At 40.6% G+C, this 25,773-nt stretch carries 24 protein-coding genes and 1 pseudogene; 17 read left to right on the top strand and 8 right to left on the bottom strand.

From position 1 onward, the window contains the following. Nucleotides 1-610: 610 nt before the first annotated feature. From FCR06_RS09200 to FCR06_RS09210, 3 genes are all read right to left on the bottom strand, one after another. Nucleotides 611-3,265, bottom strand: coding sequence for a TonB-dependent siderophore receptor (locus FCR06_RS09200; protein ID WP_138498825.1), 2,655 nt, complete (start codon nucleotides 3,263-3,265; stop codon nucleotides 611-613). A 441-nt stretch (nucleotides 3,266-3,706) separates the two neighbouring features. Further along, nucleotides 3,707-6,373: a TonB-dependent siderophore receptor gene (locus tag FCR06_RS09205; RefSeq protein WP_138498827.1), complete on the bottom strand. Its 2,667-nt coding sequence runs from the start codon at nucleotides 6,371-6,373 to the stop codon at nucleotides 3,707-3,709. Between the two features lie 191 nt (nucleotides 6,374-6,564). After that, nucleotides 6,565-7,542, bottom strand: coding sequence for a helix-turn-helix transcriptional regulator (locus FCR06_RS09210; RefSeq protein WP_138498829.1), 978 nt, complete (start codon nucleotides 7,540-7,542; stop codon nucleotides 6,565-6,567). Here FCR06_RS09210 and FCR06_RS34220 point away from each other — a divergent pair. The 7 genes and pseudogenes from FCR06_RS34220 to FCR06_RS09240 all read left to right on the top strand — a co-directional run bounded on the left by FCR06_RS34220 (nucleotide 7,529) and on the right by FCR06_RS09240 (nucleotide 12,712). Further along, nucleotides 7,529-7,663, top strand: a complete 135-nt coding sequence (locus FCR06_RS34220; RefSeq protein ID WP_262984660.1) for a hypothetical protein — start codon at nucleotides 7,529-7,531, stop codon at nucleotides 7,661-7,663. The genes FCR06_RS09210 and FCR06_RS34220 overlap by 14 nt on opposite strands. Nucleotides 7,664-8,410: 747 nt before the next feature. Beyond that, nucleotides 8,411-9,151 (top strand): DUF2993 domain-containing protein, encoded by a 741-nt coding sequence (locus FCR06_RS09215; protein WP_138498831.1) that lies wholly within the window; start codon nucleotides 8,411-8,413, stop codon nucleotides 9,149-9,151. Nucleotides 9,152-9,184: 33 nt separating this feature from the next. Next, nucleotides 9,185-9,736 carry a DUF2231 domain-containing protein gene (locus FCR06_RS09220; protein ID WP_138498833.1) on the top strand — a complete coding sequence of 184 codons (552 nt, stop codon included), beginning with the start codon at nucleotides 9,185-9,187 and terminating at the stop codon, nucleotides 9,734-9,736. 792 nt (nucleotides 9,737-10,528) lie between these two features. Beyond that, nucleotides 10,529-11,489 (top strand): annotated as a pseudogene (locus tag FCR06_RS09225) (orange carotenoid-binding protein). Between the two features lie 132 nt (nucleotides 11,490-11,621). Beyond that, entirely contained in the window at nucleotides 11,622-11,948 is a 327-nt protein-coding gene (locus FCR06_RS09230; RefSeq protein ID WP_317616809.1) for a hypothetical protein, read from the top strand. Nucleotides 11,949-12,090: 142 nt separating this feature from the next. Next, a complete protein-coding gene (locus tag FCR06_RS09235; protein ID WP_138498835.1) occupies nucleotides 12,091-12,507 on the top strand; it encodes a DUF2809 domain-containing protein in 417 nt (138 codons plus the stop codon). Continuing rightward, on the top strand, nucleotides 12,485-12,712 hold the full coding sequence (locus tag FCR06_RS09240; RefSeq protein WP_138498837.1) for a DUF167 domain-containing protein: 228 nt from the start codon (nucleotides 12,485-12,487) through the stop codon (nucleotides 12,710-12,712). The genes FCR06_RS09235 and FCR06_RS09240 overlap by 23 nt, the downstream gene beginning before the upstream one ends. Before the next feature lie 108 nt (nucleotides 12,713-12,820). Here the strand turns inward: FCR06_RS09240 and FCR06_RS09245 are convergent, their stop codons facing one another. Continuing rightward, nucleotides 12,821-13,453: a glutathione S-transferase family protein gene (locus tag FCR06_RS09245; RefSeq protein ID WP_138498839.1), complete on the bottom strand. Its 633-nt coding sequence runs from the start codon at nucleotides 13,451-13,453 to the stop codon at nucleotides 12,821-12,823. 198 nt (nucleotides 13,454-13,651) lie between these two features. Between FCR06_RS09245 and FCR06_RS09250 the strand changes: the two genes are divergently transcribed. The 4 genes from FCR06_RS09250 (at nucleotide 13,652) to FCR06_RS09265 (ending at nucleotide 16,902) form a co-directional block, all read left to right on the top strand. Next, entirely contained in the window at nucleotides 13,652-14,329 is a 678-nt protein-coding gene (locus FCR06_RS09250) for an SOS response-associated peptidase (protein WP_138498841.1), read from the top strand. Between the two features lie 86 nt (nucleotides 14,330-14,415). Beyond that, a complete protein-coding gene (locus FCR06_RS09255; protein ID WP_138498843.1) occupies nucleotides 14,416-14,937 on the top strand; it encodes a photosystem I assembly protein Ycf3 in 522 nt (173 codons plus the stop codon). A gap of 106 nt (nucleotides 14,938-15,043) precedes the next feature. Continuing rightward, nucleotides 15,044-15,334, top strand: coding sequence for an Asp-tRNA(Asn)/Glu-tRNA(Gln) amidotransferase subunit GatC (gene gatC, locus FCR06_RS09260; protein ID WP_138498845.1), 291 nt, complete (start codon nucleotides 15,044-15,046; stop codon nucleotides 15,332-15,334). 1,055 nt (nucleotides 15,335-16,389) lie between these two features. Further along, complete coding sequence (locus FCR06_RS09265) at nucleotides 16,390-16,902, top strand: hypothetical protein (RefSeq protein ID WP_138498846.1); 513 nt, start codon at nucleotides 16,390-16,392, stop codon at nucleotides 16,900-16,902. Between the two features lie 80 nt (nucleotides 16,903-16,982). Here FCR06_RS09265 and FCR06_RS09270 read toward each other — a convergent pair whose 3' ends face one another. After that, nucleotides 16,983-17,564: a thioredoxin family protein gene (locus tag FCR06_RS09270; protein ID WP_138498848.1), complete on the bottom strand. Its 582-nt coding sequence runs from the start codon at nucleotides 17,562-17,564 to the stop codon at nucleotides 16,983-16,985. 143 nt (nucleotides 17,565-17,707) lie between these two features. Beyond that, nucleotides 17,708-17,923 carry a chlorophyll a/b-binding protein gene (locus FCR06_RS09275; RefSeq protein WP_138498850.1) on the bottom strand — a complete coding sequence of 72 codons (216 nt, stop codon included), beginning with the start codon at nucleotides 17,921-17,923 and terminating at the stop codon, nucleotides 17,708-17,710. Between the two features lie 191 nt (nucleotides 17,924-18,114). Between FCR06_RS09275 and thyX the strand changes: the two genes are divergently transcribed. After that, nucleotides 18,115-18,837 carry an FAD-dependent thymidylate synthase gene (gene thyX, locus FCR06_RS09280; protein ID WP_138499183.1) on the top strand — a complete coding sequence of 241 codons (723 nt, stop codon included), beginning with the start codon at nucleotides 18,115-18,117 and terminating at the stop codon, nucleotides 18,835-18,837. 407 nt (nucleotides 18,838-19,244) lie between these two features. Here thyX and dcd read toward each other — a convergent pair whose 3' ends face one another. Then, complete coding sequence (gene dcd, locus FCR06_RS09285) at nucleotides 19,245-19,814, bottom strand: dCTP deaminase (RefSeq protein WP_223280087.1); 570 nt, start codon at nucleotides 19,812-19,814, stop codon at nucleotides 19,245-19,247. 86 nt (nucleotides 19,815-19,900) lie between these two features. Continuing rightward, complete coding sequence (locus tag FCR06_RS09290; protein ID WP_138498854.1) at nucleotides 19,901-20,437, bottom strand: P-loop NTPase family protein; 537 nt, start codon at nucleotides 20,435-20,437, stop codon at nucleotides 19,901-19,903. A gap of 343 nt (nucleotides 20,438-20,780) precedes the next feature. Between FCR06_RS09290 and FCR06_RS09295 the strand changes: the two genes are divergently transcribed. From FCR06_RS09295 to FCR06_RS09315, 5 genes are all read left to right on the top strand, one after another. After that, nucleotides 20,781-21,416 carry an adenylate kinase family protein gene (locus tag FCR06_RS09295; RefSeq protein ID WP_138498856.1) on the top strand — a complete coding sequence of 212 codons (636 nt, stop codon included), beginning with the start codon at nucleotides 20,781-20,783 and terminating at the stop codon, nucleotides 21,414-21,416. A gap of 76 nt (nucleotides 21,417-21,492) precedes the next feature. Further along, nucleotides 21,493-22,239 carry a ribonuclease PH gene (rph, locus tag FCR06_RS09300; protein WP_138498859.1) on the top strand — a complete coding sequence of 249 codons (747 nt, stop codon included), beginning with the start codon at nucleotides 21,493-21,495 and terminating at the stop codon, nucleotides 22,237-22,239. 382 nt (nucleotides 22,240-22,621) lie between these two features. Further along, nucleotides 22,622-23,344: a 6-phosphogluconolactonase gene (gene pgl, locus FCR06_RS09305; RefSeq protein WP_138498861.1), complete on the top strand. Its 723-nt coding sequence runs from the start codon at nucleotides 22,622-22,624 to the stop codon at nucleotides 23,342-23,344. Nucleotides 23,345-23,718: 374 nt separating this feature from the next. Continuing rightward, nucleotides 23,719-24,600 (top strand): FHA domain-containing protein, encoded by an 882-nt coding sequence (locus FCR06_RS09310; RefSeq protein ID WP_138499185.1) that lies wholly within the window; start codon nucleotides 23,719-23,721, stop codon nucleotides 24,598-24,600. Between the two features lie 291 nt (nucleotides 24,601-24,891). Then, nucleotides 24,892-25,629, top strand: coding sequence for a M50 family metallopeptidase (locus tag FCR06_RS09315; RefSeq protein ID WP_138498863.1), 738 nt, complete (start codon nucleotides 24,892-24,894; stop codon nucleotides 25,627-25,629). Nucleotides 25,630-25,773: the final 144 nt, after the last annotated feature.

Below are 25,773 nucleotides of genomic sequence, written 5' to 3' on the forward strand. Positions count from 1 at the left end.
TGGTATACAAGTGCTAAGCTGCTAAGTATTTAATTTGCACATTGAGGTTGCTGAGATTTAATTAGCAGTAGTTGAGCAATTTCAACTGTTAATTCCCACTTGCCAATCAGAAGATTAGAAACAGTGCGATCACCTATTCGGTTGCCTTCGGCTAGTACAACACAAATTTTAAATATTTTTATACAGGTTCTTGCTTCAGAACAAAGGCGATCGCTTAAATCAAAAGCTCACTAAATTCATTAAAATTCCAGCATAAACCTGTGAAAATTCTGGTGATGCCGTTAAAAATCACTTATTTCTGTATGATAAACTAGCAGGCTACTAGTTAAACCAGCAATAATCGCAATCAGTCCTACTGCTAACCCAATAGACCTCTTGCAAAAGTCCTTCTTTGTGTTCTCTTCTGTGCGTTTGTGTCTTGCAAAGTTCTGATGCCTCTGGTAAGCTGCCCTCCGGGTGTCTACGCCGCAAGCCGGCGCTCAGACTTTCCGCTGCTCCTCTGCGTCAGACAAAAAATATTTATGCAAGAGGTATAACGTAGCGGTGTAAAGCAAATACGAAGTTACGCAGAGTTTTGAAAGTTATGGTAGATATTCCTGCTAAATAAACGTCAAAACTCCACGGAAATTGTGCCCAACACAGTCAACGGCGCACCGGGATAGATGATATTTCTTGATTGAGCATTTTCGTAGTATTTCTCATCAAAGAGATTCTTGATATTGACGGCAGCTTTCCAGTTGTTGTGTTTGTAATAAAGTGCTGCATCCGTTCGGAAGTAGCTGGGTAACACAACACTGTTCTCAAAATCACCTTCTCTATCTCCCACATAATATAGTCCCAATCCAAACCCCAAACCTTGTAGCTTTCCCTTTGGGATTTCATAGGTTGTCCACAGACTAGCAGCATTCTTCGGAACGTTGTACAACCGATTCCCAACTGCAAATAGATTGTCCCTGGTGATTTGGGCATCCGTATAACCATAAGAACCAATAATTTTTAAACCTGATAGAATCTCGCCTGCAACATTGAGTTCAATGCCTTGACTACGTTGCTCTCCAGTCAGAATGGAGAAATTAGGATTATTGGGATCAGTAGTGAGAACATTCGACTTTGTAATGTGGTAAGCAGCCAGTGTTGCCGACACTCTATCACTCAAATCGGCTTTAACACCAACTTCGTACTGTGTGCCTCGCTCAGGATCAAATGTAGAACCATCGGCGGAAGTGCCAATGTTGAGAACGAAAGAACGGCTGTAGCTGGCGTAAAGCGAGATTGGTGGGATGGGCTGGTAGACAAGACCTACCCGAGGACTGAAGGCATGGTCAGATTGACTGATGTTATCTCCAGTGAGTGTATTTTTATTTTCCTGTCCAGTAAAATCGAAGCGTCCTCCCACTAGCAGCTTCAAATTATCCAGTAGGGTAATCTGATCTTGAAGATAAAGCCCTAAACTATTTGTGTTGAATTGGGTATTGAAGCCAATTGGAAGACCAGTAGGAATAGCAGTGTTGTAATCTGGATTGAAAATGTCAATTGGTGGTAAGTCAGCAGACCTAACTATGTATGGACCAGTATTTCGGTTCAACTCCAACCCGATGAGGGATTTGTGCGTAATTGACCCAGTTGCAAACTTGCCTGTAACCTCAGTTTGAAAGTTGTAGTTATCAGTTGGGAATCTATCATTAGTAAAAGACCTATCAAGGAATCGGTTGTCTGTCAACGGCGAATCGTCTGGATTTGCATAAAGATCGCCTGCTTTCATGGAGGTAATGAAAAGGGCATTGCGAAGCTGCCAATTATCGCTAAACCGATGTTCTAATGTATAACCACCTTTGTAAAGTGTGGTACGTTGGTATCCTTGAGGCAAACCTAAGAACCGACTAATCGGAATTGGCGCTGGTCTATTGCCAAGCGCAGGGATACCTCGATCAAAAACAGAATCATTGTTGAGATACTCAAAATCAAAGTTTAGCTTTGTGTTGGCACTAATTTTCCAAGTTAGAGATGGCGCAATGAAGATACGTTCAGAGTCAACAAAGTTACGAAAACTCCCAGAGTTTTGGTAAGCAACATTTAAGCGATACAACAAGGTTTTGTCTGAATTCAGCGGACCAGAAAAGTCCAACGTTGGTCGATAAAAATCGTAACTTCCAGCAGTAAATTCAGCCGCATAATAAGGTTCACTTAACGGCTGCTTCGTAATCAGGTTAATAATTCCACCGGGTGCCCCCTGACCAAAAAGCACTGAGGCTGGTCCCTTGAGTACTTCTACGCGTTCCACGTTCGCCAGGTCTACAGGAGTGACGCTATAGTTATCAAGAGATCCATTTCTAAAATATCCCCGCTGCTCGAAACCGCGAATGATAAATTGACTAAGTGACGCGCCTCCAAAGTTAGTTGATTGAGTAATGCCCAGGTTTTCCAGTGCATCCTGTAACCGCTCTGCCCTTTGATCTTCTAACACCTGTCGCGGCACAATCTGAATGGAGGCGGGAATATCACGTAGAGGTGTGTCAGTTTTGGTTGCAGTTGATGAATCTGTGGCGCGGTAATTATCTTGTTCGCCAGTCACCACTAACTCAATTGGCTGATCGCTATTAACTGATGGTTGAGTTGGTTGTGTCTGATTCTGTGACTGACTAGTTTGGGGCTGTTGCGTTTGTGGTTGCTGCTGTGATGGCGTCGCAGATGCAGAACTTGCAACAGAGAAAATCAGCCCCTCATTTGGACTGTCATATAACTCCACAACTGGCAAACTTACTTCACCTGTGACTGCGATCCTGATAGTATTGGTATCAAAGTTTGTCACCGTGATTTGGCTAACACCCGCTATTGGTTTATCTGAGCGAAAACTAAATGCATCACCCGACGGTAAACGTAGTTGGGCATTAGGAACATCAACAATGAAGTTATTGCCAGCACTGCGATTAACCAGTTGTAATTGTTGTCCTTGAAGTGTCTGTAAAATTACCTCCAGACCTTTATTGGTAGGGTTTACCTTCACTTGCGTAACTTGGACAATTTCTGATGTGGGTGTTGGCGACTGCACTAATAAAGTTTGAGCGCTAGTTGAAATCGGTTCTAGCTCACTTAATTGCTTAATTTTCCTATTTGCATTAGTTGCTGGGATTATCTGGGGTAAGCTACGATTTTCTCGGTTGTTTGTCAGATTGTCGCTACGACTGATTTGCTGTGCTGATACAGTTTGTGTAAAAAATACCGACACCAAACTAGCCGCCAACAATGGCAGTTTGAAATTCCACATCTTTTCCTCACACCAAGATAAACAGAGCAAGTATTTTTGTTCATTTCTCGAGAATACTTCTCAAATTGCTCTTAGTAGTACAATACAGGATTTCAATCAAAATAAATGGCTCCAAAACGGAATTTTTTTGCGTCTTAACCGAAGTTTTTGGCGTTGCTGAGATTGTAGTAAGCAGTAGTTGAGCAATTTCAACCGTTAATATCCATTTGCCAGTCAGAAGATTAGAAACAGTGCGATCGCCTATCTGCCTGCCATAAACTAGTACAACAAGACAAATTTTAAATATTTTGACACAGCTTCTTGCTTGAAAATAAAGGCGATCGCTCTAATCATTGGTACAGTCAAAACTTAGGACTGACGCTTTGCCATTGAGCCGTTATTGAAGGGGTGCACAGCGGGAGCATCCCTTTAACATATGGTGTTTAGGCATAAGTCATGAACTCAAAACTCCCAAGAAATTCTTCCCTCAATCGTGGTCGGACTACCGGGAACAACTTTTGTGATTTGACCGCCAGTTGTTTCAAAATAATCGATATTAAACAGATTTCTAAAATTCAGCTGTGCCCGGAGTTGCCCATACTTGTAGAAAAGAGATGCATCTGTTCGCACAAAAGAAGGTAGTTGAAAATCATTCTCTAAATCTCCTTCTCGCTCTCCGACGTAGAACAAACCTAACCCTACTCCAAAGCCTTTTAAGCCACCCCTTTGAAATTCATATGTTGTCCACAGACTGACGGCATTTTCCGGTGTTGCAAAAAGCCGACTCCCGACGCGGTAGGTGTTGTCTTTCGTGATTTGGGCATCCGTGTAGGCATAGCCAGCATAGATATTCCATCCTGGTAAAATCTCGCCATCGATGTTCAATTCAATGCCTCGACTGCGCTGTTCACCCGTTTGAATCGAAAAGCGGTCATCGTTGGGATCGCTCGTCAACACATTGGAGCGTTCCAGGTCATAAAAAGCCAAGGTAGTCGAGAGAGTTGGACTCAAATCGGCTTTTACACCGACTTCATACTGTMTGCCCCGCTCTGGGTCAAATAGACGGTTATCAGCCGACCTGCCAAAGTTTGGCGTGAATGACCGAGAATAGCTGCCATAGAGCGAAATCGCTGGAATCGGCTGGTAGACAACCMCTACACGCGGGCTGAACGCATCTCCTCCTTGGGATAGTTCACCATTATCCAAATCTTCATTTACCTGTGTAAACAGATCAAATCGCCCACCCAGCAGCAACTTTAATTTTTCGGAAATATTAACCTGATCTTGAAGATAGATACCCAAAGAATCAGTTAAAGAAAAAAGCCTATTGCTTCGGTTTAAAGGCACCCGCGGTGGCTGACCATACACGGGATTGTAGATGTCAAGCAGTGCTGCATCTCCGGAGAAACTCTGGTATGGACCCTCACTTCGATTGAGATCGACTCCAAACAGTAGCTGATGTTGAATCGAACCTGTTGAGATTTTGCCTATTAGATTGGTGATCAGGTTGTAGCTATCGGTAGAACCATTTTCAGTAAAGTAATTGCGATCAAGGGTACGGTTATCGTCTAGAAGGTCGTTGCGTGCGCCTCGAAAACTATCGAAACTTAAAAATGATGCTTGAAAGTAATTGCGGATTGACCAGTTGTCGCTAAATTGATGCTCCAGATCGTAACCAATGCTGCTAACTTTAGCGTGGGTGTAGTAATTCGGCTCACCGGTGTTCCGGTTGATGGGAATTTTGCCATTGGGGTTGGGTAACACGGTGCCAAACGCCGGTAGACCGAGAGTAAAGCCATCGTCACGCGTATCCCTATATTCCCCTTCTATTGTTAGCTTGGTTTTTGTCCCAAGCATCAAACTGATCGCTGGGGCAATGGAATAATTCTTAACGACCAGAAAATCGACAAAACTACCCGTATTTTGGTAAGCGGCATTCAACCGGTATAACACCGTTTTGGAATCGTTTAACGGTCCCGACAAATCGATCGCACCACGATAAGTATCGTAGTTGCCAACTGTGGCATCAACTGCATAGAACGGATCTCTTAGAGGTTTTTTGGTAATCACGTTGATGGTGGCACCGGGAGTTCCCAAACCAAACAGCACAGAAGCGGGACCCTTGAGCACGTCAAGGCGTTCCACATTGGCGAGATCGGCGGCATAAGCAGCATTGGAATCAGGCAAACCATTTCTGAGATAATTACCGCTGAACCCTCGCAGCACAAAGGAGTTGTCGTGGAAGCCAGGAAGATTGGCCAAAGACGCTCCACTGACATTTCTGAGGGCATCTTGAATGGTGGTCGCTTGTTGGTCGCGTAAAACTTGTTGCGGGATGACCTGCACTGATTGAGGAACATCACGTAGCGGCGTATCAGTTCTGGTAGCAGTTGATGAATCTGTGGCGCGGTAATTATCTTGTTCTCCTGTTACCACTAACTCAATCGGCTGATCGCTATTAACTGATGGTTGAGTTGGTTGTGTCTGATTCTGTGGCTGACTAGTTTGAGGCTGTTGTGTTTGCGGTGGCTGCTGTGATGGCGTGGCAGATGCGGAACTTGCAACAGAGAAAATTATCCCCTCATCTGGACTATCGAACAACTCCACAACTGGCGGACTCACTTGGCCTGTAACACTCACCCTAATAGTATTAGCATCAAAGTTACTTACCGTGATTTCACTAACACCTGCTATTGGTTTATCTGAGCGAAAACTAAAGGCATCGCCCGACACTAACCGCAGTTGGGCATTTGGAATATCAGCGATAAAATTATTGCCCGAAGTGCGATTTATAACTTGCAACTGTTGCCCCTTAGATGTCTGTAAAATTACCTCCACACCTTTATTGGTAGGGTTTGCTTTAACTGCTGTAACCTGCACAATTTCTGATGTGGGTGTTGGTGACTGCACTAATAACATTCGAGCGCTAGTCAAAACGGGTTCTAGCTCGCTTAATTGCCTAATTTTTCTAGTTGCATTAGTTGCTGTCAAATTTATCTGGCGTAAGCTACGATTTTCTCGGTTGTTTGTCAGATTCTGGCTACGAATAATTTGCTGTGCTGATACAGTCTGTGCAAAAAACACCGACACCAAAGTAGCCGCCAACAATGGCAGTTGCAAATTCCACATATTTTCCTCACACCAAGATAAAGAGAGCAGGCATTAGCAACAGAGCAAATATTTTTGCTTGTTAGTCGAGAAAGGTTCTCAAATTGCTCTTGGTAGTACAATACAGGATTTATGTGCAAAAAATGACCCAAAAACGGAATTTTTTTGCACGATAATCGGAGTTTTTGAGTAGATTAATCTAGTAATAGTGTCTAAATATTCTTTTGCATTTGATACGCTTTGGGATTTACACCGTATTTTTTTTTAAATGCAGTCGCAAAATGACTGCGGTTTGCATAACCAACTATTTGAGCAATTTGTTCAATTTTCATTTGACCTGACAGCAGTAATTGCCTGGCTTGTTCCATGCGATAGTCGTGTAAGTAACCAAACACTGTAGTCCCAAAAATTTGACGAAATCCGCGTTTAAGAGTGTATTCGTTAATACCCACCTGTTGTGCTAGATCGATTAATGAAGGTGGATTACCGATATTCCTTAGTAAAATCTCTCTGGCGTGATAGATGCGATCAATTTCTTGAAGCCGTAACAGCTTTTCTGTTGGCGCTGCTACTTGATCTGCTAGCTTGAGGGAAACCAATTCTAGCACTTTGCTTTCTAGATACATTTTGCGTGTTAGTCCCTGATAAGGACAATGAAGAATCTGCTGGAGGGCGACTTGTTTAGCTGGGGTAATCAAACTGGGGCGTAGATTAAAATATTCTGGTACACCTGCGATCGCTTTTTCTAAATCTGACGGTACTTGTTCCCCGTAACTTTCGATCAACGTCCTTAGCGTTTCTGGTTTAATTATCAAACTCACCCATCTCAGATTACCTGCTCCATCAATGTTGTTATTCGACTGTGGATATACACCACCAAATATATAGTCTTCTCCTGACTTTTTCGGTTGTCCATCACAATCTTGCCCTGACCCAGCTAAAATAAATCCAAATTCTAAACTTTTTTGATGATGGGCATGAGTAATCCACTTGATTGGCTGTGGCAAATAGGTATCGAAAATTTCGATGATAATGCCTTCACGCATCGGTATCCAGCGATAATAGCCTTTGCCCAGTTCTTGAGGATACCGACAAAGATAATCTTCTGGATGGATTGGATCGATTAGGAGTTCTGGATTTGCTGCTTTCCTCAAATTCCAAAAATCATAAACCGTGATGTTAATTGTCATCGTGACTTGTACTGTGCGATCGCTGTGTTTAGATATATTACATGTGTGCGATCGCTCAAATTTATATTCCTATTCTGCAATGCTGTGGAAAAGCTTTTCTGAGCGCTCTCAAGGCTGGTAAAGCACAAATTAAATCACCTAAACCAGGAAGCGCTTAACAAACTTTTAAAGTAACTTCTATTTTTAGATATTACAGCAAATCTAAATAGCGCGAACCCTTAGAAGTATATCAAGACCTTATTCTAATAACAAAGTTGTCGGTTAACAGCAAACTCACACCCGTAACTTAATAATACCAAAGCAGTTGCCCAACATATAGAATAGCCAGATAAAATTCTTGGCTTGCAACTCAATATCTTCTACAGTATCAAAGATAGAAGAATATATTGCTAATAGTGTTTAATTAGTATGATATTTAATTTTTAGTAAAAATCACCAATCTTTAATTGCTCGTAAAGACGATTAAATTACTCAATATACCGTTCCAGTAATCTTCAATTAATAAAATATACTACCTGAGTTTTTACACTTTATAAAACTTATTTTATGAATAATTTATTGATAATTTGTGTCAACTATTTTTAAAAAGGTCTTAAAAACAATATTACAAGCTTTTAAAAAAATCTGAATACATTTTACTATTTAAATAGTATTATTTTAAATAGAATTTATTATTTTATCTTTCTCCTGAGCAATTTGATGGAAAATTAAGGTTATAAAAGCAAAAAAATATTATGATTTCTATGATTCTACTTTTAGGTAGACAATATTTAGAAATTTACTACATCGGCAGATAGATAAAATTCTGATGGTGATTTATTAAATTGACTCAAGGATATAATATTTTCAAGTAGGAGTTAATTTAATAATGTCAGACAATCCTGGATTAGGAGAACAAGCGCTAAATAAAGGGGCAGAAATAGCTATATCTAGCCAGTTAGATGAAGTAGAAAATTTAGATATAAATATTAAAACTGACCCGCTCAAAGTGGTTCAGGGAGAGATAGACGCAGTCACAATTGAAGGTGAAGGTTTAGTAATACAGAAAGACCTTCGGATGGAAAAATTGGAAATGCAAATGAGTAGTGTTGCCATCAATCCTCTGAGCGTGGCTCTTGGGAAAATTGAACTCACAAAACCTACTGAAGCTAAAACACTAGTTATTTTAACTGAAGCTGATATCAATCGCGCCTTTAACTCTGAATATGTGCGATCGCAACTACAAAATCAAAAAATACACATTAACGGTGAACAAAGGACTATTGAACTGCAACATGTAGACTTTAAATTACCTGGTGAGCAAAAAGTCGTAATAAACGCGAGTGTAAAATTAGTAGAAACAGGTGAGAATCAAGAAGTTGGCTTTTCAGCAGTACCTTCTATTGATGCTAATGGAAAAAGTGTTTCACTAAAAAACGTCGAGTATAGCGAAAGTGAGGAAATATCACCAGACTTGACAAAAGCTTTGATAGACCAAACCAGTGAAATCTTGAATTTGAGTAACTTTGATTTAGAGGGAATCAGCCTAAAAATTAATCAATTAAAAGTAGAAGTTGGCAAATTAACACTGGAAGCTCAAGCTTATGTAGAACAAATTCCTTCTGCTTAAAAATCTGACACTAATAAATTCAGGATACTAATAATGGAAACCACAGAAACAACCCAAATAAATTCAACACCTTTTCCAAATATTCCACCAATTATTGAAAGTAACGATAGTGAGTATGTTGATAGCGGCGTACCCAGCACAGTTGCGATCGCCGGACATCCCCTTCACCCCCTGAGTGTAATCTTTCCCATCGCCTTTTTAGCCGCCGCCTTGGGAAGTGATTTCGGTTACTGGTTAACCCGTGATTTTTTTTGGGCTAGGGCTTCGCTATGGCTAATCGGACTTGGATTAGGGGGAGGAGTTCTTGCAGCTGCCATCGGTCTGAGTGACTTTTTTAAAATCGAACGAGTTCGCAAGCGGAGTGCTGGTTGGGCACATTTGATACTGAACGTTTCTATCCTAGTTTTAACACTCATCAACTTACTTCTGCGCTTAGGCGATCCGGAATCTGGAATATTACCTTGGGGATTGGTTATCTCGCTGATTGTTGGCACGCTAACTAGCGCTTCCGGTTGGTTCGGTGCCGAACTTTCCTATCGCCATAAAATTGGTGTAGTGGGTGCTGGAAGTCGAAGATATCCTTAAAAAAATTTGCAATTACGTTCAATGGAAAACCCACTTGAACCTGAGATAGGCGGGGATATCCATTCCATAGCCCTTTCAAAGTCAACGTTTGTACTATAGACATCTCCAGAAATTTATTCTGCCTTACCCGCAACTTTTGTAGAGACGTAGCAATGCTACGTCTCTACATTCATTTTCACCAGATGTCCGATCGCAAAAATCATGTTTCTCACTAAATTTTTATGATTTTGGCGCAGGCGATCGCTTCATTTACATCTAAAATTTTTTCTTCAATTCCAGCCAATGTCTCAAATGCGGTAAAAACTTAGAGAGTACATATGCTCACCTTGAAAGGGCTAATTAGTAAGACTTACACACTGTACAAATTAACCATGATATGGATAACCGTATTTAGTGGTTTCAGACGCTTCGTATAATCCTGATTTATTGGCTTGCTTTGCGTAGGCGTAACCCGTCGTAGACCTCGCTGAGTGCTAAACATAGCTGAAAGACTGAAATTGCGTGTAGTACTTACTTATGTATGATGCGTAAGCCTCAAAGATAAAAACTCCACGCTACTGGTGGGGTAGAGCTTCCCGCCACTTTCGATAAATGTAGTTCCTGTCTCATACCAGTTCAGAGCTCACCTTAGCAGCTATGAGTAGAGTTACATTTATTCAAGTTGTAAAAATTTTTATGTACTTTTGTTAAGTTTTGTGATATTTCTGGATATGTGAGGTAGTGGTTCCTGCCCTAAAAACTTTTAGTTGAACTTTTTTCAGTTACCAATTTAGTAAGGTAGAAAACTGTAATATGCCATTTACCATTGATTCAGCTCGTGGTATCTTCCCCAATACATTAGCTGCTGATGTTGTGCCTGCAACAATAGCTAGGTTTAATCAGCTCAGTGCTGAAGATCAACTTGCACTGATTTGGTTTGCTTACCTAGAAATGGGCAAAGCAATCACAATTGCAGCTCCAGGAGCTGCCAGTATGCAGTTTGCTGAACCAACATTGAATCAAATTCGGCAAATGTCTTTTATCCAGCAAGCACAAGTGATGTGCGATCTGGCAAACCGAGCGGATACACCTATCAGTCGCACATATGCCATTTGGTCTGCAAACATCAAACTAGGTTTCTGGTATCAGCTAGGACAATGGATGGATCAGGGGAGTGTTGCACCAATTCCCGAAGGGTATCAACTTTCTGCTAACGCTGCTGCTGTTCTGCAAGCAATTAGAGGACTAGATTCAGGTCAGCAAATTACGGTCTTGCGTAATTCTGTAGTTGATATGGGATTTGACCCAAATAAATTGGGTGGTGAAAAAAGAGTTTCCGAGCCTGTTGTCGTTCCTAAAGAGATATCACAGCGGACTAAAGTCACTATTGAAGGCGTTAGATAACCCAACAGTGTTAAGTTATATGAATAATCTTAACGCTAACGATTTTGATGTGCTGATTGAGCTATTTACATCTGATGGTGCGTTGCAACCTCCCTTCCAAAAACCGATAGTTGGTAAAGATGCCGTCCTACGGTTTTTTAGAGAAGATTGTCAAAACCTCAAATTAATCCCAGAAAGAGGAGTAGTTGAACCTGCTGAAGATGGTTTTACCCAAGTGAAAGTCACCGGCAAAGTTCAAACTCCTTGGTTTGGTGCTGGTGTGGGTATGAATATGGCTTGGAGATTCTTGCTGACTCCTGAGAATAAAATTTTCTTTCTAGCTATTGATTTGCTGGCATCTCCCAAAGAACTGTTAAACTTAGTTCGTTAGAAAGGTACTCAGTTTGAGTAAATTGTGACAAATTGGTGTGAACGCTCTGTAATCCAGGGCGTTCCCCTATTGTGGAGTTAAACGTGCAAGTCAATACAAAATGACTCGATCAATGAGATTTTAGGTTTGATAATGCAAGTGAGTGACACAGAGTGGTCTACAACAGAGAAACAGTTGGCTCAAGCAATCTTTAAAAGAGCCTACGAAAGAGAAATCAATGCTTTGATCGAAGAAGTTCGCGCCAAAGCAAGTGCGATCGCAGAACTTGATGATATGTGGCGTTTACATGACTTCTTAAGTGCAAGAAGACATGACATAGATGGGAAGTACGACTACAGATATTCTGTACTAATCTTTGTGTTTGCTAGGTTAGTCAAAGAGGGCTGGTTATCTCTTGATGAATTAAACGAACTCAACAAAGATAAACTTACCAAAATAGCAGCTCTTGCAAGAATGTAAACTAAAACTTTCAAAGCTTACCCCTACCTGAAAATTTCTTTTGACTCTGTGTTCTCTGTGCTTCTGTAGTTAAAAAAATAATTGATTTAACTATAGAGACGCAGAGAACACAAATATCAGGTAATTTTATCAAGTTGAAAAAATGCGCCGAAACCGAAACCAAACAATATATATTATTCTTTCCATGCTCATCGTTGTACCGATGGGCTTTTTGTTTAAGTATTACACTGGCTCTGGTCATAAGTGGTTTAATGACTATGGAGGAGATATACTTTATGAAATATTTTGGTGTCTGTTCGCATTTTGGTTTTTTAGAAGTCGAGCGGCAGTAATCCAAATCCCAATATGGGTTTTTATCATCACCTGTATAATAGAATTCTTGCAACTTTGGCATCCGCCACTATTAGACGAAATTCGCACCAGATTCATAGGCAAATTATTACTTGGTACCACCTTTGTTTGGTGGGATTTTCCTCATTACCTATTGGGTTGTGTTTTAGGTTGGTTATGGCTGCAACAATTACTAAAAATTGGTTATGCGAAAAAAAGTCAAGGTTAAACCTAACTCCAAGCAGCAAAAAATCACAGAACAACGTGATGGTAGCCTGATTGTATATTTAAAATCGCCCCCAGTTGATGGGAAGGCCAATGAAGAGTTAATTAAGCTTCTTGCAAAGAAATTTGGTGTAGCTAAATCTGATATCACAATTAAGTCTGGTTTGTCCTCTCGGCAAAAGCTGATTGAAATTGACACACTTATCTAGTGTCGATTATTTTATCTTTACTGGTTCGCTGCTTGGTAATACTTGATGTAATGGTATGTATCACCTGCAACTAAGAATTAAGAGGCACAGACTACTAAAACGGGGTTTTTAATAATATTGTAGATCTTTGTGTACATCGTTGATACTAATATACCTCGACTGCGCTTTGATTCTTTCTATCCAAGCTTGGATAGCAGGAAATTGTGTTAAATCAAATCCACCTTCATCAGCTACATGAGTATAGGCAAACAAGGCAATATCAGCAATCGTGTAACGCTGTCCTACAAAAAAAGTTTGAGCGGTTAAGTGTTTCTCCATCAAGTTAAATGCTGCATAACCTGGTTCGCGTCTTTGCTTTAATGCATCACTATATTCTTCAGCTTTACCTAAAATAGAGATCCAAAATCTTGATGTGCCAATAAAAGGTTGATGGCTATACTGCTCAAAAAATAACCATTGCAGCACTTGCGCTCGCAAAAAGCGATCATAGGGTAAAAATTCTGTACCTTCACTCAGATAAACCAATATAGCATTTGATTCTGCCAAATATTTTTCTGGCTCGATTTCCAAAACAGGAATCTTGCCGTTGGGATTTTTACTTAAGAATTCTGGTGTTCGAGTCTCGCCTTTCAAGATATTAACCTCTACCCATTCAAAAGGCATACCTAGTTGTGTCAATAAAAGACGTATCTTATAGCCATTCCCAGAAGGTAAAAAATCGTACAAACGCAGTAGTTCCATGCTAAAATACAATAAGGAATATGTTGAGAACTTAAGGTTCAAAATAGAATATCTTACCAAAATATTTTCACAAAACCGGATAATTGTCTTTTATATTTAACTTCTTAATACTAGATAAAATAATCTCTAAAAATAAAAAAAGTATTATTTATTTCAAGGATGAGATGTTTAATTTATTCAAGCCGAGACAATAAAAGTATGTGTGGAAGATTTACTCTAAACCAATCAGCAGAAGCTTTAGCTAAAGTTTTTGATGTTCAACAACTTCCTGATTTACCAACCGGATATAACATTGCACCTACGCAGATAGTGGCAACAGTGTTACAAAATCCAGAAAGCAAAAAGCGTGAATTTCAGCAGTTGCATTGGGGGTTAATTCCCTCATGGGCAAAAGATCCAGGAATGGGGGCAAAATTGATCAATGCCAGAGCAGAAACGGTTGCGGAAAAACCCGCTTTTCGTTCAGCTTTTAAGCATCGACGCTGTTTAGTTCTAGCTGATGGGTTTTATGAATGGCAACGTCAACAAGGCAAAAAGCAGCCATTTTATTTTCGTCTCCAAGATGGCCAACCGTTTGGTTTTGCAGGTTTGTGGGAGAAATGGCACTCACCTGCTAACGAAGAAATAATTTCTTGTACAATTTTGACAACAGCAGCCAACGAATTACTCCAATCTATCCACGAACGGATGCCAGTGATTCTAGAACCCCAAGATTACGAGTTATGGCTAGATTCCCAACAGCAAACGCCCCAAACCCTACAACAGCTATTGCGTCCTTATCCAGCCCCAGCTATGACAGCCTATCCAGTTAGTACCTTAGTCAACAACTCTCGGCATCATAGTCCAGAATGCATCAAACCGATTAGTGGGGATTAGGGATTGAGGGCTAGGACTGTATACTATGGACTAGAGAAGAGTTTTCCTAATACCCAGTTTCTAATACCCGGTACCTCGAGACAACTATGCCAAGAACGCAAAAAAACGACAATTTTATTGACAAATCCTTTACAGTGATGGCAGATATTATTCTGAAGATCCTGCCAGCCAACAAAAAAGCTAAAGAAGCCTTTGTGTATTATCGAGATGGCATGTCGGCCCAAGCAGAAGGAGAATATGCCGAAGCATTAGAATACTATGAAGAAGCTTTAACACTAGAGGAAGACCCCAACGATCGCGGCTACATTCTTTACAATATGGGGTTAATTTACGCCAGCAATGGCGACCACAACAAAGCTTTAGAATTGTATCACCAAGCAATTGAGTTAAATCCACGCTTACCCCAAGCCTTGAACAACATCGCTGTGATTTATCACTACCAAGGCGAAAAAGCAAAAGAAGCTGGAGATAACGACGCTGGCGAAGCACTGTTTGACCAAGCCGCAGACTATTGGATTCGAGCTATTCGCATGGCTCCGAATAACTATATTGAAGCTCAAAACTGGTTGAAAACTACAGGGCGATCGCAAATTGACGTATTCTTCTAAAAGTGAGTTAAAAGTGAGGAATTAGGAGTTAAGAGTTATAAATTATGACTATTGACTATTGACTCCTGACTCTTGACTCCTGACTTATAACTTTTAATTAAAAAATATGATTGACCAAGAACAAGTCCACAAAGTAGCTAATCTTGCTCGCTTAGAGTTAACCCCAGAAGAAGAAGAACAATTTACCACTCAATTGGGAAGTATTCTCGATTATATTCAACAACTGAACGAACTTAATGTTAATGAGGTGTCTCCAACAACACGGGCAATAGATGTTAGTAATGTCACACGCCAAGATGAGTTACAACCTTATCCTGACCGTGAAAGCATCCTTAATGGTGCCCCTGAACAAGAGGGTGAATTTTTCAAAGTACCAAAAATCCTCAACCCTGAATAGTCCAAAGCTATTCTAATTTGGGACTGCTGCTCTATAAATTAATATTATTCTGCTGTCGTAAAAAACGTTGAATTTACCAAAATCCACATGAAAAATTACTAATATTGAAATTTACGACATGCCATTCGTGTCTAAGAGAATGTTTCAAAAGTCAAAACCGTGTCATTCACTCACAAGGTGCTATTTCTACAAATTTCAGCATTCGCCTTGTGAGCTTTCTTGGAATATCCTCCTACTTTTAAAATATCTTCTCAGTATCAGGTGCTTTGCTTTTCGGCAATTCGTCAAATGTAGATGCTTCTACAACCTTTAGTAGCTGGTTAGCCGAGTTGCATGTTAGAGACATGTTTGGTATGGGAAACGCAGCCGCAGTAATTTTCAGATAGCCGCTTTACCGACAGTAAACAAAGGGAATTACTATTTATCCAGAATACACGACTCCTTACCATTTAGAAACTTTCTTTAACTACAGGGTCAATGACTAATATCAGCATTACCCTTGGTATATTTTGGCTATTCAACCGCGAAGATTTAAGACCAAGGGACTGACAAATAAAAAATATTCCACTGTTGACACTCAACGGTCAACAGTCAACATTCATCACTCATTTGGAATTTCTACGGTCATAACAGAAGCCAACAGTGGGATACACTGGCTTTTGAATACACCAGAGATTGATCGGCGAGTTGATTTATCACTGCTGGTTAGTTCTTTACTTAGTATCTTAAGCTTTTTCTGGTATGAAACTTACTCAAATTTACGGTAAGTCCCCCCAAGAAGGTTTTTTAGCATTTACTAAAGACTCCCACTGTTTTGGTCTATAGCTTTAGAATATTTACAAGCTTTAATTAGAAATTAGCTCTCTCCAGAAAAACCGCTGTTTTTGCTGTGTCAGCTTACGTGTTACCAGTTTCTACCTCAATTTGTATAGCTTAGCCAACCATCAAATTCAGTTAATATTAAGCCTGTTTTATTATTTAGTTTCTTACCCTGACCATTAGACTCCTAGTGTTCATTTCATTTTGTTCAATAGCTTTTAGCCTTTATCGCTCCCATGCTGACCCATCATCGCAAGCCCGTGTGCTTATCAATTATTTCTACTGACCTACCAATCTGGTCTGTTGTTGAAACTGCCGGGACATTATATCAAAAAGATACTGACCGATTTCATTTACTGTTGACCGCACCGCCCCTAATTTCTTGTGAAGTAGAAAGTGTCCTTAGTCCTGAGGATACTTCTTCGCAAAGTCAAAGAAAAGCTTATGCCCCTAATAGTCCCAGAATTTTGTGGTTGGAGATTTCTCCATATCGAGTAATTATGACTATGCAAGGTAGCGCTCAAGTCAGTTACCGTCACTTTTGGGAACAGGGTGTTTATGGTATTAGTCGTTATTGGTTGCCAACTGAATCATTGCAATCTAACGATCCAATTCGTTTACGAAATTTTACTAGTAGCTTAGCTCTTAACGGACATCCCTTACCAGAGCATTTACGATTAGAATATGAATTATGGGCAGAAAAAATCCAACTAGGACGTTACATTCTGAATTTGGAAATTAAGCACTGATATGTAGGGAGTGGGGGAGAATAACTCCTAACTCCCAACTCAGCAGTTAGCTACTTAGCACTCCGCATAGCTTATGCTTTTCAACCAAAATAACTAGGTTGGTTTCCAGGTTTCCATTTAATATTGCAACCAACACTCGGCTTCTGGTCGCTTGTAACACGTTTATCGGTCAGTACTGCTTCAATAGCTGCGCGTAAATCTGCACCCGTTACAGGTTTACCATTACTGGGACGACTATCATCTAATTGCCCTCGGTAAACAAGTTTGCGTTGTTCATCAAATACAAAAAAATCTGGCGTGCAAGCTGCTGTGTAAGCTTTTGCCGTTTCCTGGCTCTCATCATAGCAGAAGGTAAAAGTAAACCCTTGCTCTGTCACAAATGCTTTTAATGAGTCTGGCGCATCGTCGGGGTAATTCTTTGCATCGTTAGCACTAATGGCAACGATCGCTAAATCACCTGTAAAATAATCTCTCCCTAACTGGGCTAATTCTTGTTGCACATGCTTGACAAATGGGCAATGCCGACAAATAAACATTACCAGTAGTACTTTTTTTTCGGCAAAGGTGGAAAGTGAGGTTGCCTTTCCAGATACCACTTCCGGTAGATCAAAATCTGGTGCTTTTGTGCCTAGTGGCAACATTGTTGAAGCTGTTAAAGCCATAGTTCACCCGATACTTTTACGCTGATAAGGGCTTTCACTATCAGTATATTTTCACTCTAGCACTAAGTTTTACATAAATTAAAGAGACGGAATATATCCCGTCTCTTTAGTTTGTTAAGAGTTTAGATTACAAAAATCGGTTTTTATAAGCTTGTCAAAAGACCAACAATGCCGTGTCCTGTCAATACCTCTAATGCAATTAAGGAGACAAAACCAATCATTGCTAAACGACCGTTGAGCAGTTCTGCAAAAGGAGTAAAGCCTGTGCGGTCACCTTGCTCATCTATATAAACTCTTGGCTCGATCGCAAAATTGTTCAGTTTGCCCTGGTCGTCAACTATAGCAGTGGTTGCACGCATAAAATTTTCTCCATCTCTTTGTTATGTAAATAAGTGTAACAAATTTATTAATATTTGTAAAGTATCTTAATCTGATTGAGTAGAAGTCCAAGCCAGAGATATGATGGTTCGAGTTCAAAGCCGTGTTAACCAACAAGGAGCAAAGCTTGTTGGTAAGCACTTTCAGTTACAAATCCGTTCCCCAACAGCAAATGCATCGATTTCGAGTAGAGGTTATTGCCAAAACACCTAACCCGCAGCAGGTGATTTACGCTGCGATGCACCAAGACTATACCGAGTCTTTCGTCTTTGACGAGCGTGACTCCTGGCCCTCGGAGTCACAAAGTGGCGAAATTATTGTTAAGCGACTTTTAGCGGGTGAAAGGGGACATTACGGGCCTCTAGAGCATCCTCAGATTGTTTTTAACTGTGGCTACTTTCCTCACAGTGTCATGCAGCAGGCTCGTACTCATCGAGTTAGCGTATCATTTGATGTTCAATCATTTAGATATACAGGTAATCAATTTATTGATGTAGTAGAAGGTAAGAAAAACATAGAAGATGTTTTTTATTTACGTCCCATTGGTTATTACACTGATAGACAAGGAAAAAAGTACTACTATTCACCAGAACAGCGAGCAGCAGATTTGCAGTGGTGTGAAGACGCTATCTTACGCTATAAAGCTGATTTTGAAGCTGGCATGTCTGAAGAACACGCAAGAGGTAAAGTACCTTTTGACTATCGCCAGCATTTTGTAGTTAGTTTCAATCTCAGGTCTTTCTTACACTTTTGTGACCTGAGAAATAAGAAAGATGCTCAACTTGAAATTCAAAAGTTGTGTGAAATGATGTGGCCTCATTTTGCAGATTGGGCACCTGCGATCGCTCAATGGTATGAAAAACAGCGTCTAGGTAGGGCAAGATTAGCACCTTAATTATCAGATGCCCCTTTCATTTTTGAATTTAACAAGTCGATATGACAATATTAAGAGAGTTACATTGGTATCAAAAATTTTTACATAAAGGCGAAGCGCACGAAGAAGTCCGTGGAATCATGTCTAGTATTTAAACAAGTTTAGAGGCTAAATTTGGCAGCGATAGCTTAAAGTTGATGTCGCTAATTTTACAATTTCTGACTTAGAGCAATTAAAAAAGATTTACGCACAATTGTTGTAGCAAATATAATTGAAGGCTTAGAGAATGTTTTGTAATTAGATTTTTGATTTGGCTTAAACTCAAAAAGCAGAGGTATTTTTTGAATTTCTTGAGTTTAAGCACTCGTATTGATATTAATAGATCTAAGTTCTACCTTTGTGTAAAATTTTTTTAGGTATCATTCAATTTAAACACGAGCCAAAGTCACAATTTCTAACTGATCCTGGTATTTACCTTGTCTTGCTTCATAACTAATAGCACAAGGTTCACCTTCTAAAAATAGCAATTGCACTACGCCTTCGTTAGCGTAGATGCGACAGTCAGCGCTAGAAGAATTAGAAAATTCCAAGGTAAGATGACCCCGCCATGCAGCTTCAGCTGGGGTTAAGTTTGCTATTATACCACATCTAGCGTAAGTAGATTTTCCTATACAAATCACTGTAATATTATTTGGAACCTCCAGTTTTTCTAAAGCAACTCCCAGACCATAACTATGAGCAGGTAAAATAAAGTAACTGCCATTTGCATCTGTATGCAGTGCTGTTGGCTCCAGATTTTGAGGATTAAAATTTTTCGGATCGACTACAGTTCCAGGAATATGCCGAAAAATACGAAACTCAGCCGGGGAAAGGCGTATATCGTAGCCATAAGAAGATAAACCGTAGCTAATTACAGGTATAAGTGCTAAAGACTCATCTTGTTGTAGTTTTCGGATTAAAATTGGCTCAAAAGGCGAAATCATACCTTTTTGAGCCATTTCAGTTATCCAGATATCGTTTTTAATCACAAGTTCACAGCTAATTCAAACCGAATTACTAGGATATCCTGAACTGAGTATTTTGTTTAGGGTCGATGACTGCGGCGGATTTCTGTAATTTGATCTGCTACACCTAACAGCGATTTCGGCATCTCTGGCCCTGTGAGAATGATATCGATATGAGGAGGGCGTTTTGCTAAAAAGGCTAAAACTTCGCTTTCTGAAATTAAACCAAAATTAATCGCTAAACTTAACTCATCTAAAACAACGAGAGAATACTTACTTTCATCCACTACCTGTTGTGTATACTGCCACAGCTTTTGTAAGGCTTGGTTTTCTGTATCGTCGAGATGCGGTGTATCAATACAACGTGGTAAATCACAGCGAATCCAATCTAAATTTTGTCCTAGTTGTATAGGTCGTTCTTGTCCTTGACGAATACCTCCTTTAAGAAACTGTACTATCAACACTGACGTTCCTTGTCCAGCAATTCTCAGTGTTTGAGCCATTATACTTGTAAAAAAGTTTCGATAAGAGCTAGTAAAAACTTGCACTATTCCTTCTACTGGATATGGTAAAGTAAGAGTCGAATTTATACTTGATGTTTCTATCTGGGCAACCATATATAAAGTTAAAAAAATTACAATAAATTATAGGCTTTTACTAGAGTGAGTTCTGATGAATCTACCTGTATAATCAATCTGTTTTTCACAGGTGTAGTGGATTTAGCAAATTGCATTCTTAGTCAACCACTACCCTTGTCCGGAAGTCAAGAGTTATTTTGACTGAAATTATCGTTTTTTCTCGGAAACTAATCGTAAAAATGATAACAAATAAGTTAAAGTTACGATCGCTTAAAAAAGCTAGAATTAGCAACTCAAAGTCTTTATATATTCAACTTTCCGATTGTTTGGAGCAAACAAGGTTATAAAGTAGTGAATTTGACAGGGTGAGGAGTGAATTGTTGTGAGATTAGTGATTCTGGGAGGTTCAGGATCGGGTAAAAGTACTCAAGCACAAAGGCTTTGCAGATACTTTGATATTCCTCTAATTTCTACAGGTGAAATTTTACGGCAAGCCATATCTGGTAACAAACCGCTACCGAATTTCCAATGGCTGCAAGCCGATCCCCGGACTTATCTTTCTGTTTATACTAGCTTGAGTACTAGCTTGAGTGAATTAGGCTACCACGCACGACCATACGTAGAAAAAGGGGAATTAGTCCCAGACGAAGTGATTGTTGAATTGATCACAATTCGTCTGGGACAACCAGATATTAACTACACTTGGGTATTGGAGGGCTATCCCCGGACTGCCTATCAAGCCGAAGAATTAGATTGTTTATTAGATGATTTAGGACAAAAGCCACATTGGGCGATTTATCTACAAGTTCCAGAAGCAGTGATGGTTAGCCGATCTTTAGGGCGATCGCTACCAGATGACCAACCAGAAATCGTACAGCGGCGTGTAGAATTATTCTACGATCGCACCATCCCCATTTTAGAATATTATGATCGTCGTCGCTGCCTATTAACTGTCAATGGCGACCAATCACCAGAGATGGTGCTACAAAATATTTTAACTTTGCTTTCAGTTCCTTAGAGACGGCATTGGCTAATACTCCACTAAGGTAACCTGAAGGCAGTATATTTCATCTAAAAATCTTGAGGCAACTCTAATGGCTTGGCAGCGTCCAGACGGTCGTCTTCCCAACGAATTACGTCCGTTCAGCTTTTATCCTAGTTTCACCCACTTTGCTCCTGGTTCTGTTCTGGCAAGATGCGGTGATACTCAGGTACTTTGTACTGTTAGCGTGACTAAGGGAGTTCCCAAGTTTCTTGAAGGAACTGGTAAGGGCTGGTTAACCGCTGAGTACCGAATGCTACCATCGGCAACACAAAAACGGCAAGAAAGAGAACTGTTAAAATTATCTGGACGGACGCAAGAAATTCAACGTTTAATCGGACGTAGCTTACGCGCCGCACTCAATTTTGAGGCACTGGGAGAATATACCCTGACGGTGGATGCTGATGTGTTGCAAGCTGATGCTGGAACTAGAACAGCAGCGATTACAGGTTCTTTTGTTGCCTTGGCTCACGCCATTTCTAAATTGTTACACCAGGGAACATTAGAGCGATCGCCCTTATGTGGACAGATAGCAGCCGTTTCCGTAGGATTACTCGAGAAAGAACCATTTTTAGATCTAAATTATCTAGAAGATGTGGCTGCAACAGTAGATTTTAATGTAGTGATGAATCAACATCTAGAAATTATTGAAGTCCAAGGAACAGCTGAAGAAGGTAGCTTTAGCCGTGGTCAGTTGAATCAACTGCTAGATGTCGCCCAAAAAGGAATTGAGCAATTGTTAATCGCTCAACGCCAAGCGATCACTGATTGGGAAGAACTATTTGTGGGTAATTATTAATATGTTATTGTCCCGATTCACAACTAGTAAAAATAAAGCAATTAATTATTTTTAGGAATTTTTGTTAATTTTTAAGAAAATTTTCCTTTTACAATCAATCAAGAAAGTATGAAATAACTGGGTGTAAATAAAAGTAATGATAATAGTGCCTAGTAGTTAGTACAACTGACTACTGACAAATTACTCGTGAAGCTGATAAGTGCGCCTACGTTTATTTAAGCTAGACGGCCATGTAATAACGAGGGCATAAGAATACTTCTTTCCCAGTCATCAGTCAACAGTCAATAATCAACACTATGTTAAATGTTTCAAAAGTTAAAAAGGGGAATTGTCAGAAGTTCGGTAATGTATTGCTGGAAGCCAGCAATATGATGATAAAGCTATGAACAAAACGGTTGAAGTTCTACCAGATCAGCCAGCGCTGGTTGCAAGAGCGCTAGAATTAATTCTGTCCAAGTTAGAAACAGCCATTGAGCAGCGGGGGCGATTTACCATCGCTTTATCAGGTGGAAGTACACCTAAGCCGTTATACGAAGCGATCGCTAATCAAAAATTGCCTTGGGATAAAATTCATATATTCTGGGGGGATGAGCGTTTTGTACCACCGGATCACCCCGATAGCAATGAACTGATGACGCGTCGTGCATGGCTAAATCATGTTGACATCCCAGCTGCTAACATTCATCCCGTACCAACTTTAGAAGCCGATCCAGCCTTGGCTGCTGCTAAGTATGAACAGCATCTAAAAGAATTTTTCAATTCTTCTGGGGTGGAGTTTCCCGTGTTGGATGTAATATTGCTGGGGATGGGTGATGATGCACATACCGCATCTTTGTTTCCCCACACAGAGGCTCTCAAAGTACGCGATCGCCTGGTTACTGTGGGTAACAAAAACGGAAACCTGCGGATAAGTTTCACATACCCCTTCATCAATTCTGCTCGGAGCGTGATTTTTCTAGTTGCTGGTGCTAACAAAAGACCGGCTTTAGCGCAAGTCTTTGCACCTGTAGCCGATGACTTCACTTACCCATCCCGTCTAATTCAGCCCCCAGGAGAACTTTGGTGGCTGCTTGATGCAGCAGCAGGTTTGGAACTCCAACCTTAACAAACAAAAGGCAAAGGGGCACAAGGACATTGGGCAAACAGGAAGTGTTGAGTGTTGAGTGAGGAATTCTGTCTTTTGTTTGCCCCTCATCTTTCTCACTCTCCCATCCTCCATCCCCCCATCTTCCCCTGTTCCCGTATCCCCGTGTCTTTCCATCCCCTCAAAAGTAATTGCTACAATCGAAAGCTAAGGCCGCCCCTGGAGCTTGCCAGTCCTAAGCTATTACGCTTTCAAGTTGCACACTCACTCATGAGGTTTGTTAACTGTTGATGGTTAACTCTCAACTGTCAACAACCAACACGAAAAGATGTGCTGCCTTAGATGCGCGACAGCTTACCTTATTTTATGATGCTCTTGAACAAAGGCTAAAATCGATGATCGTCTGCCCTAATTGCAATCATCCCAATCCTGACGGCGCTGTCCAGTGTGAAGCTTGCTATACGCCGTTACCAGCAACTACTCACTGTCCCAGTTGTGGGGCAACGGTGCAGGCAGATGCTGCATTCTGTGGTCAGTGTGGCTATAACTTGCACTCAGCAGCAGTTCCACACGTTCATGCCCCAGTGGCTGCAACAGTAACTCCTGATATGTCCGTTGAAGTACCGCCGTTAGTTACACCCGATCCTCTAGTAGAACTTTTACAGCCAGATGCCTTAGGAATTAGCACTGCTAACTCCCATCCTCCCGTTACCTCATCTTTACCACCAACAGCGGTGGCGGTTCCTCCAGCAACTTTGCCAGAGCCATCTGTTTCAGAAAACAGCCCTCCAACATCACCACCAACTGTTGCAGCTGAGCCTGTGGTATCTAGCCAAGGTATTCCGACGCCCCCACCTTTAGAACCAGCACCAGTTTCACAAGCTGAAGTAGAAGTACCCCCATCAGTAGCACCACCAACCGTAACTGCTGCTAGAACCCAGTTGCAGCAAGTGAATGCGCGGTTAGTCCACGTTCAAACTGATAGGTTAATTGAATTGCCGCAAAATCTGTCTGTAATTCATATCGGCAAGCCTAATGACCGGATTCCTCCAGATGTTGATGTTTCGGGATTTCCCAATTCAGAAATTGTCTCTCGCATTCATGCAGATATTCGTGTCGAAGGAGACTCTCACTATGTCGAAGATGTAGGAAGTTCCAATGGAACCTACATTAATAATTTGCCTCTTTCACCAGGCAATCGTCACCGTTTACGACCAGGCGATCGCATTAGTTTGGGCAAAGGAGACTTGATGACATTCCTGTTTCAACTTGCTTAGCTAATTGGCAATTTTAAATTTTGAATTTTGCGGCAAGTCTGAGCGCCGGAAGTCGGCGCTCAGACGCCACCTGCTTTCAGTCGGGAGACCCTTTAACGCAGTGGCTCAACTTTTAAAAACGGATTTACGATTGAAGATAAAATCTAAAATCTAAATTTAGAAGAATTCAGGAKCCATAATAGTTAAAGAATCAAGAGAACATTTAACGAATTAATATTATAAGCATTCTTCCGAACGTGATATGACTCCTGAGTCTGGAATTTTAATCTAAAATCTAAAATTGAGTTATTTATGAAAGAACCAAGCAAAAATTTTGAAAATTTGTTAACAAGAGAAGCTCCACCAGTTATTGAACGCATGGGGCTAAAGTGGCTAATTGCAGCAGCGATCGCTACTGCTTTATTATGGCAACTTCCAGCAGGAAATTATATCTTATACCCATTTACAATCTTGGCAACTTGGTTTCATGAAATGGGTCACGGCTTAATGGCACTCCTATTAGGAGGACAGTTTCAAAAATTGGAGATTTTTAGCAATGGTTCTGGTGTTGCAACTTATGGTATTCGGTCGTCATTCGGGCCAATTGGCCCAGCTTTAGTTGCAGCAGCAGGACCAATGGGGCCACCTGTTGCTGGTGCAGCATTAATTCTGGCTTCCCGTAGTTTTAAAGCAGCTTCCCTGAGTTTGAAAATTTTAGGAAGCTTTTTGCTATTGTCTACATTAATTTGGGTGCGTTCTTGGTTTGGGCTGGTGGCAATTCCTTTGTTGGGTTTAATAATTTTAGGTATCGCTTTGAAAGCACCTCGTTGGGCACAAGGGTTTAGCATTCAATTTTTAGGTGTACAAGCTTGTGTGAGTACATACCATCAACTAGATTATTTATTTAGTAGCTCTGCTGGCCCCCTTGGACTCTCAGATACAGCACAAATGCAGCGGTATTTACTTTTACCTTACTGGTTTTGGGGTGGGTTAATGGCGATCGCATCTGGAGTGATTTTAGTCCAAAGTCTCCGCATTGCCTATCGTTGAGCATAATAATAGTATATTTATACTTACAAGCCAATCATGGCAAAGAAACTTACAGGGAAAGTTACCTTAGTCACTGGTAGGTCCTGTGGGTTAGGGCGGCGATTGCCAAACGTTTGGCAAATGATGACCGAATAATTACTAATT

It is taken from the genome of Nostoc sp. PA-18-2419, from assembly GCF_005869855.1.
Lineage (GTDB): Bacteria > Cyanobacteriota > Cyanobacteriia > Cyanobacteriales > Nostocaceae > Nostoc.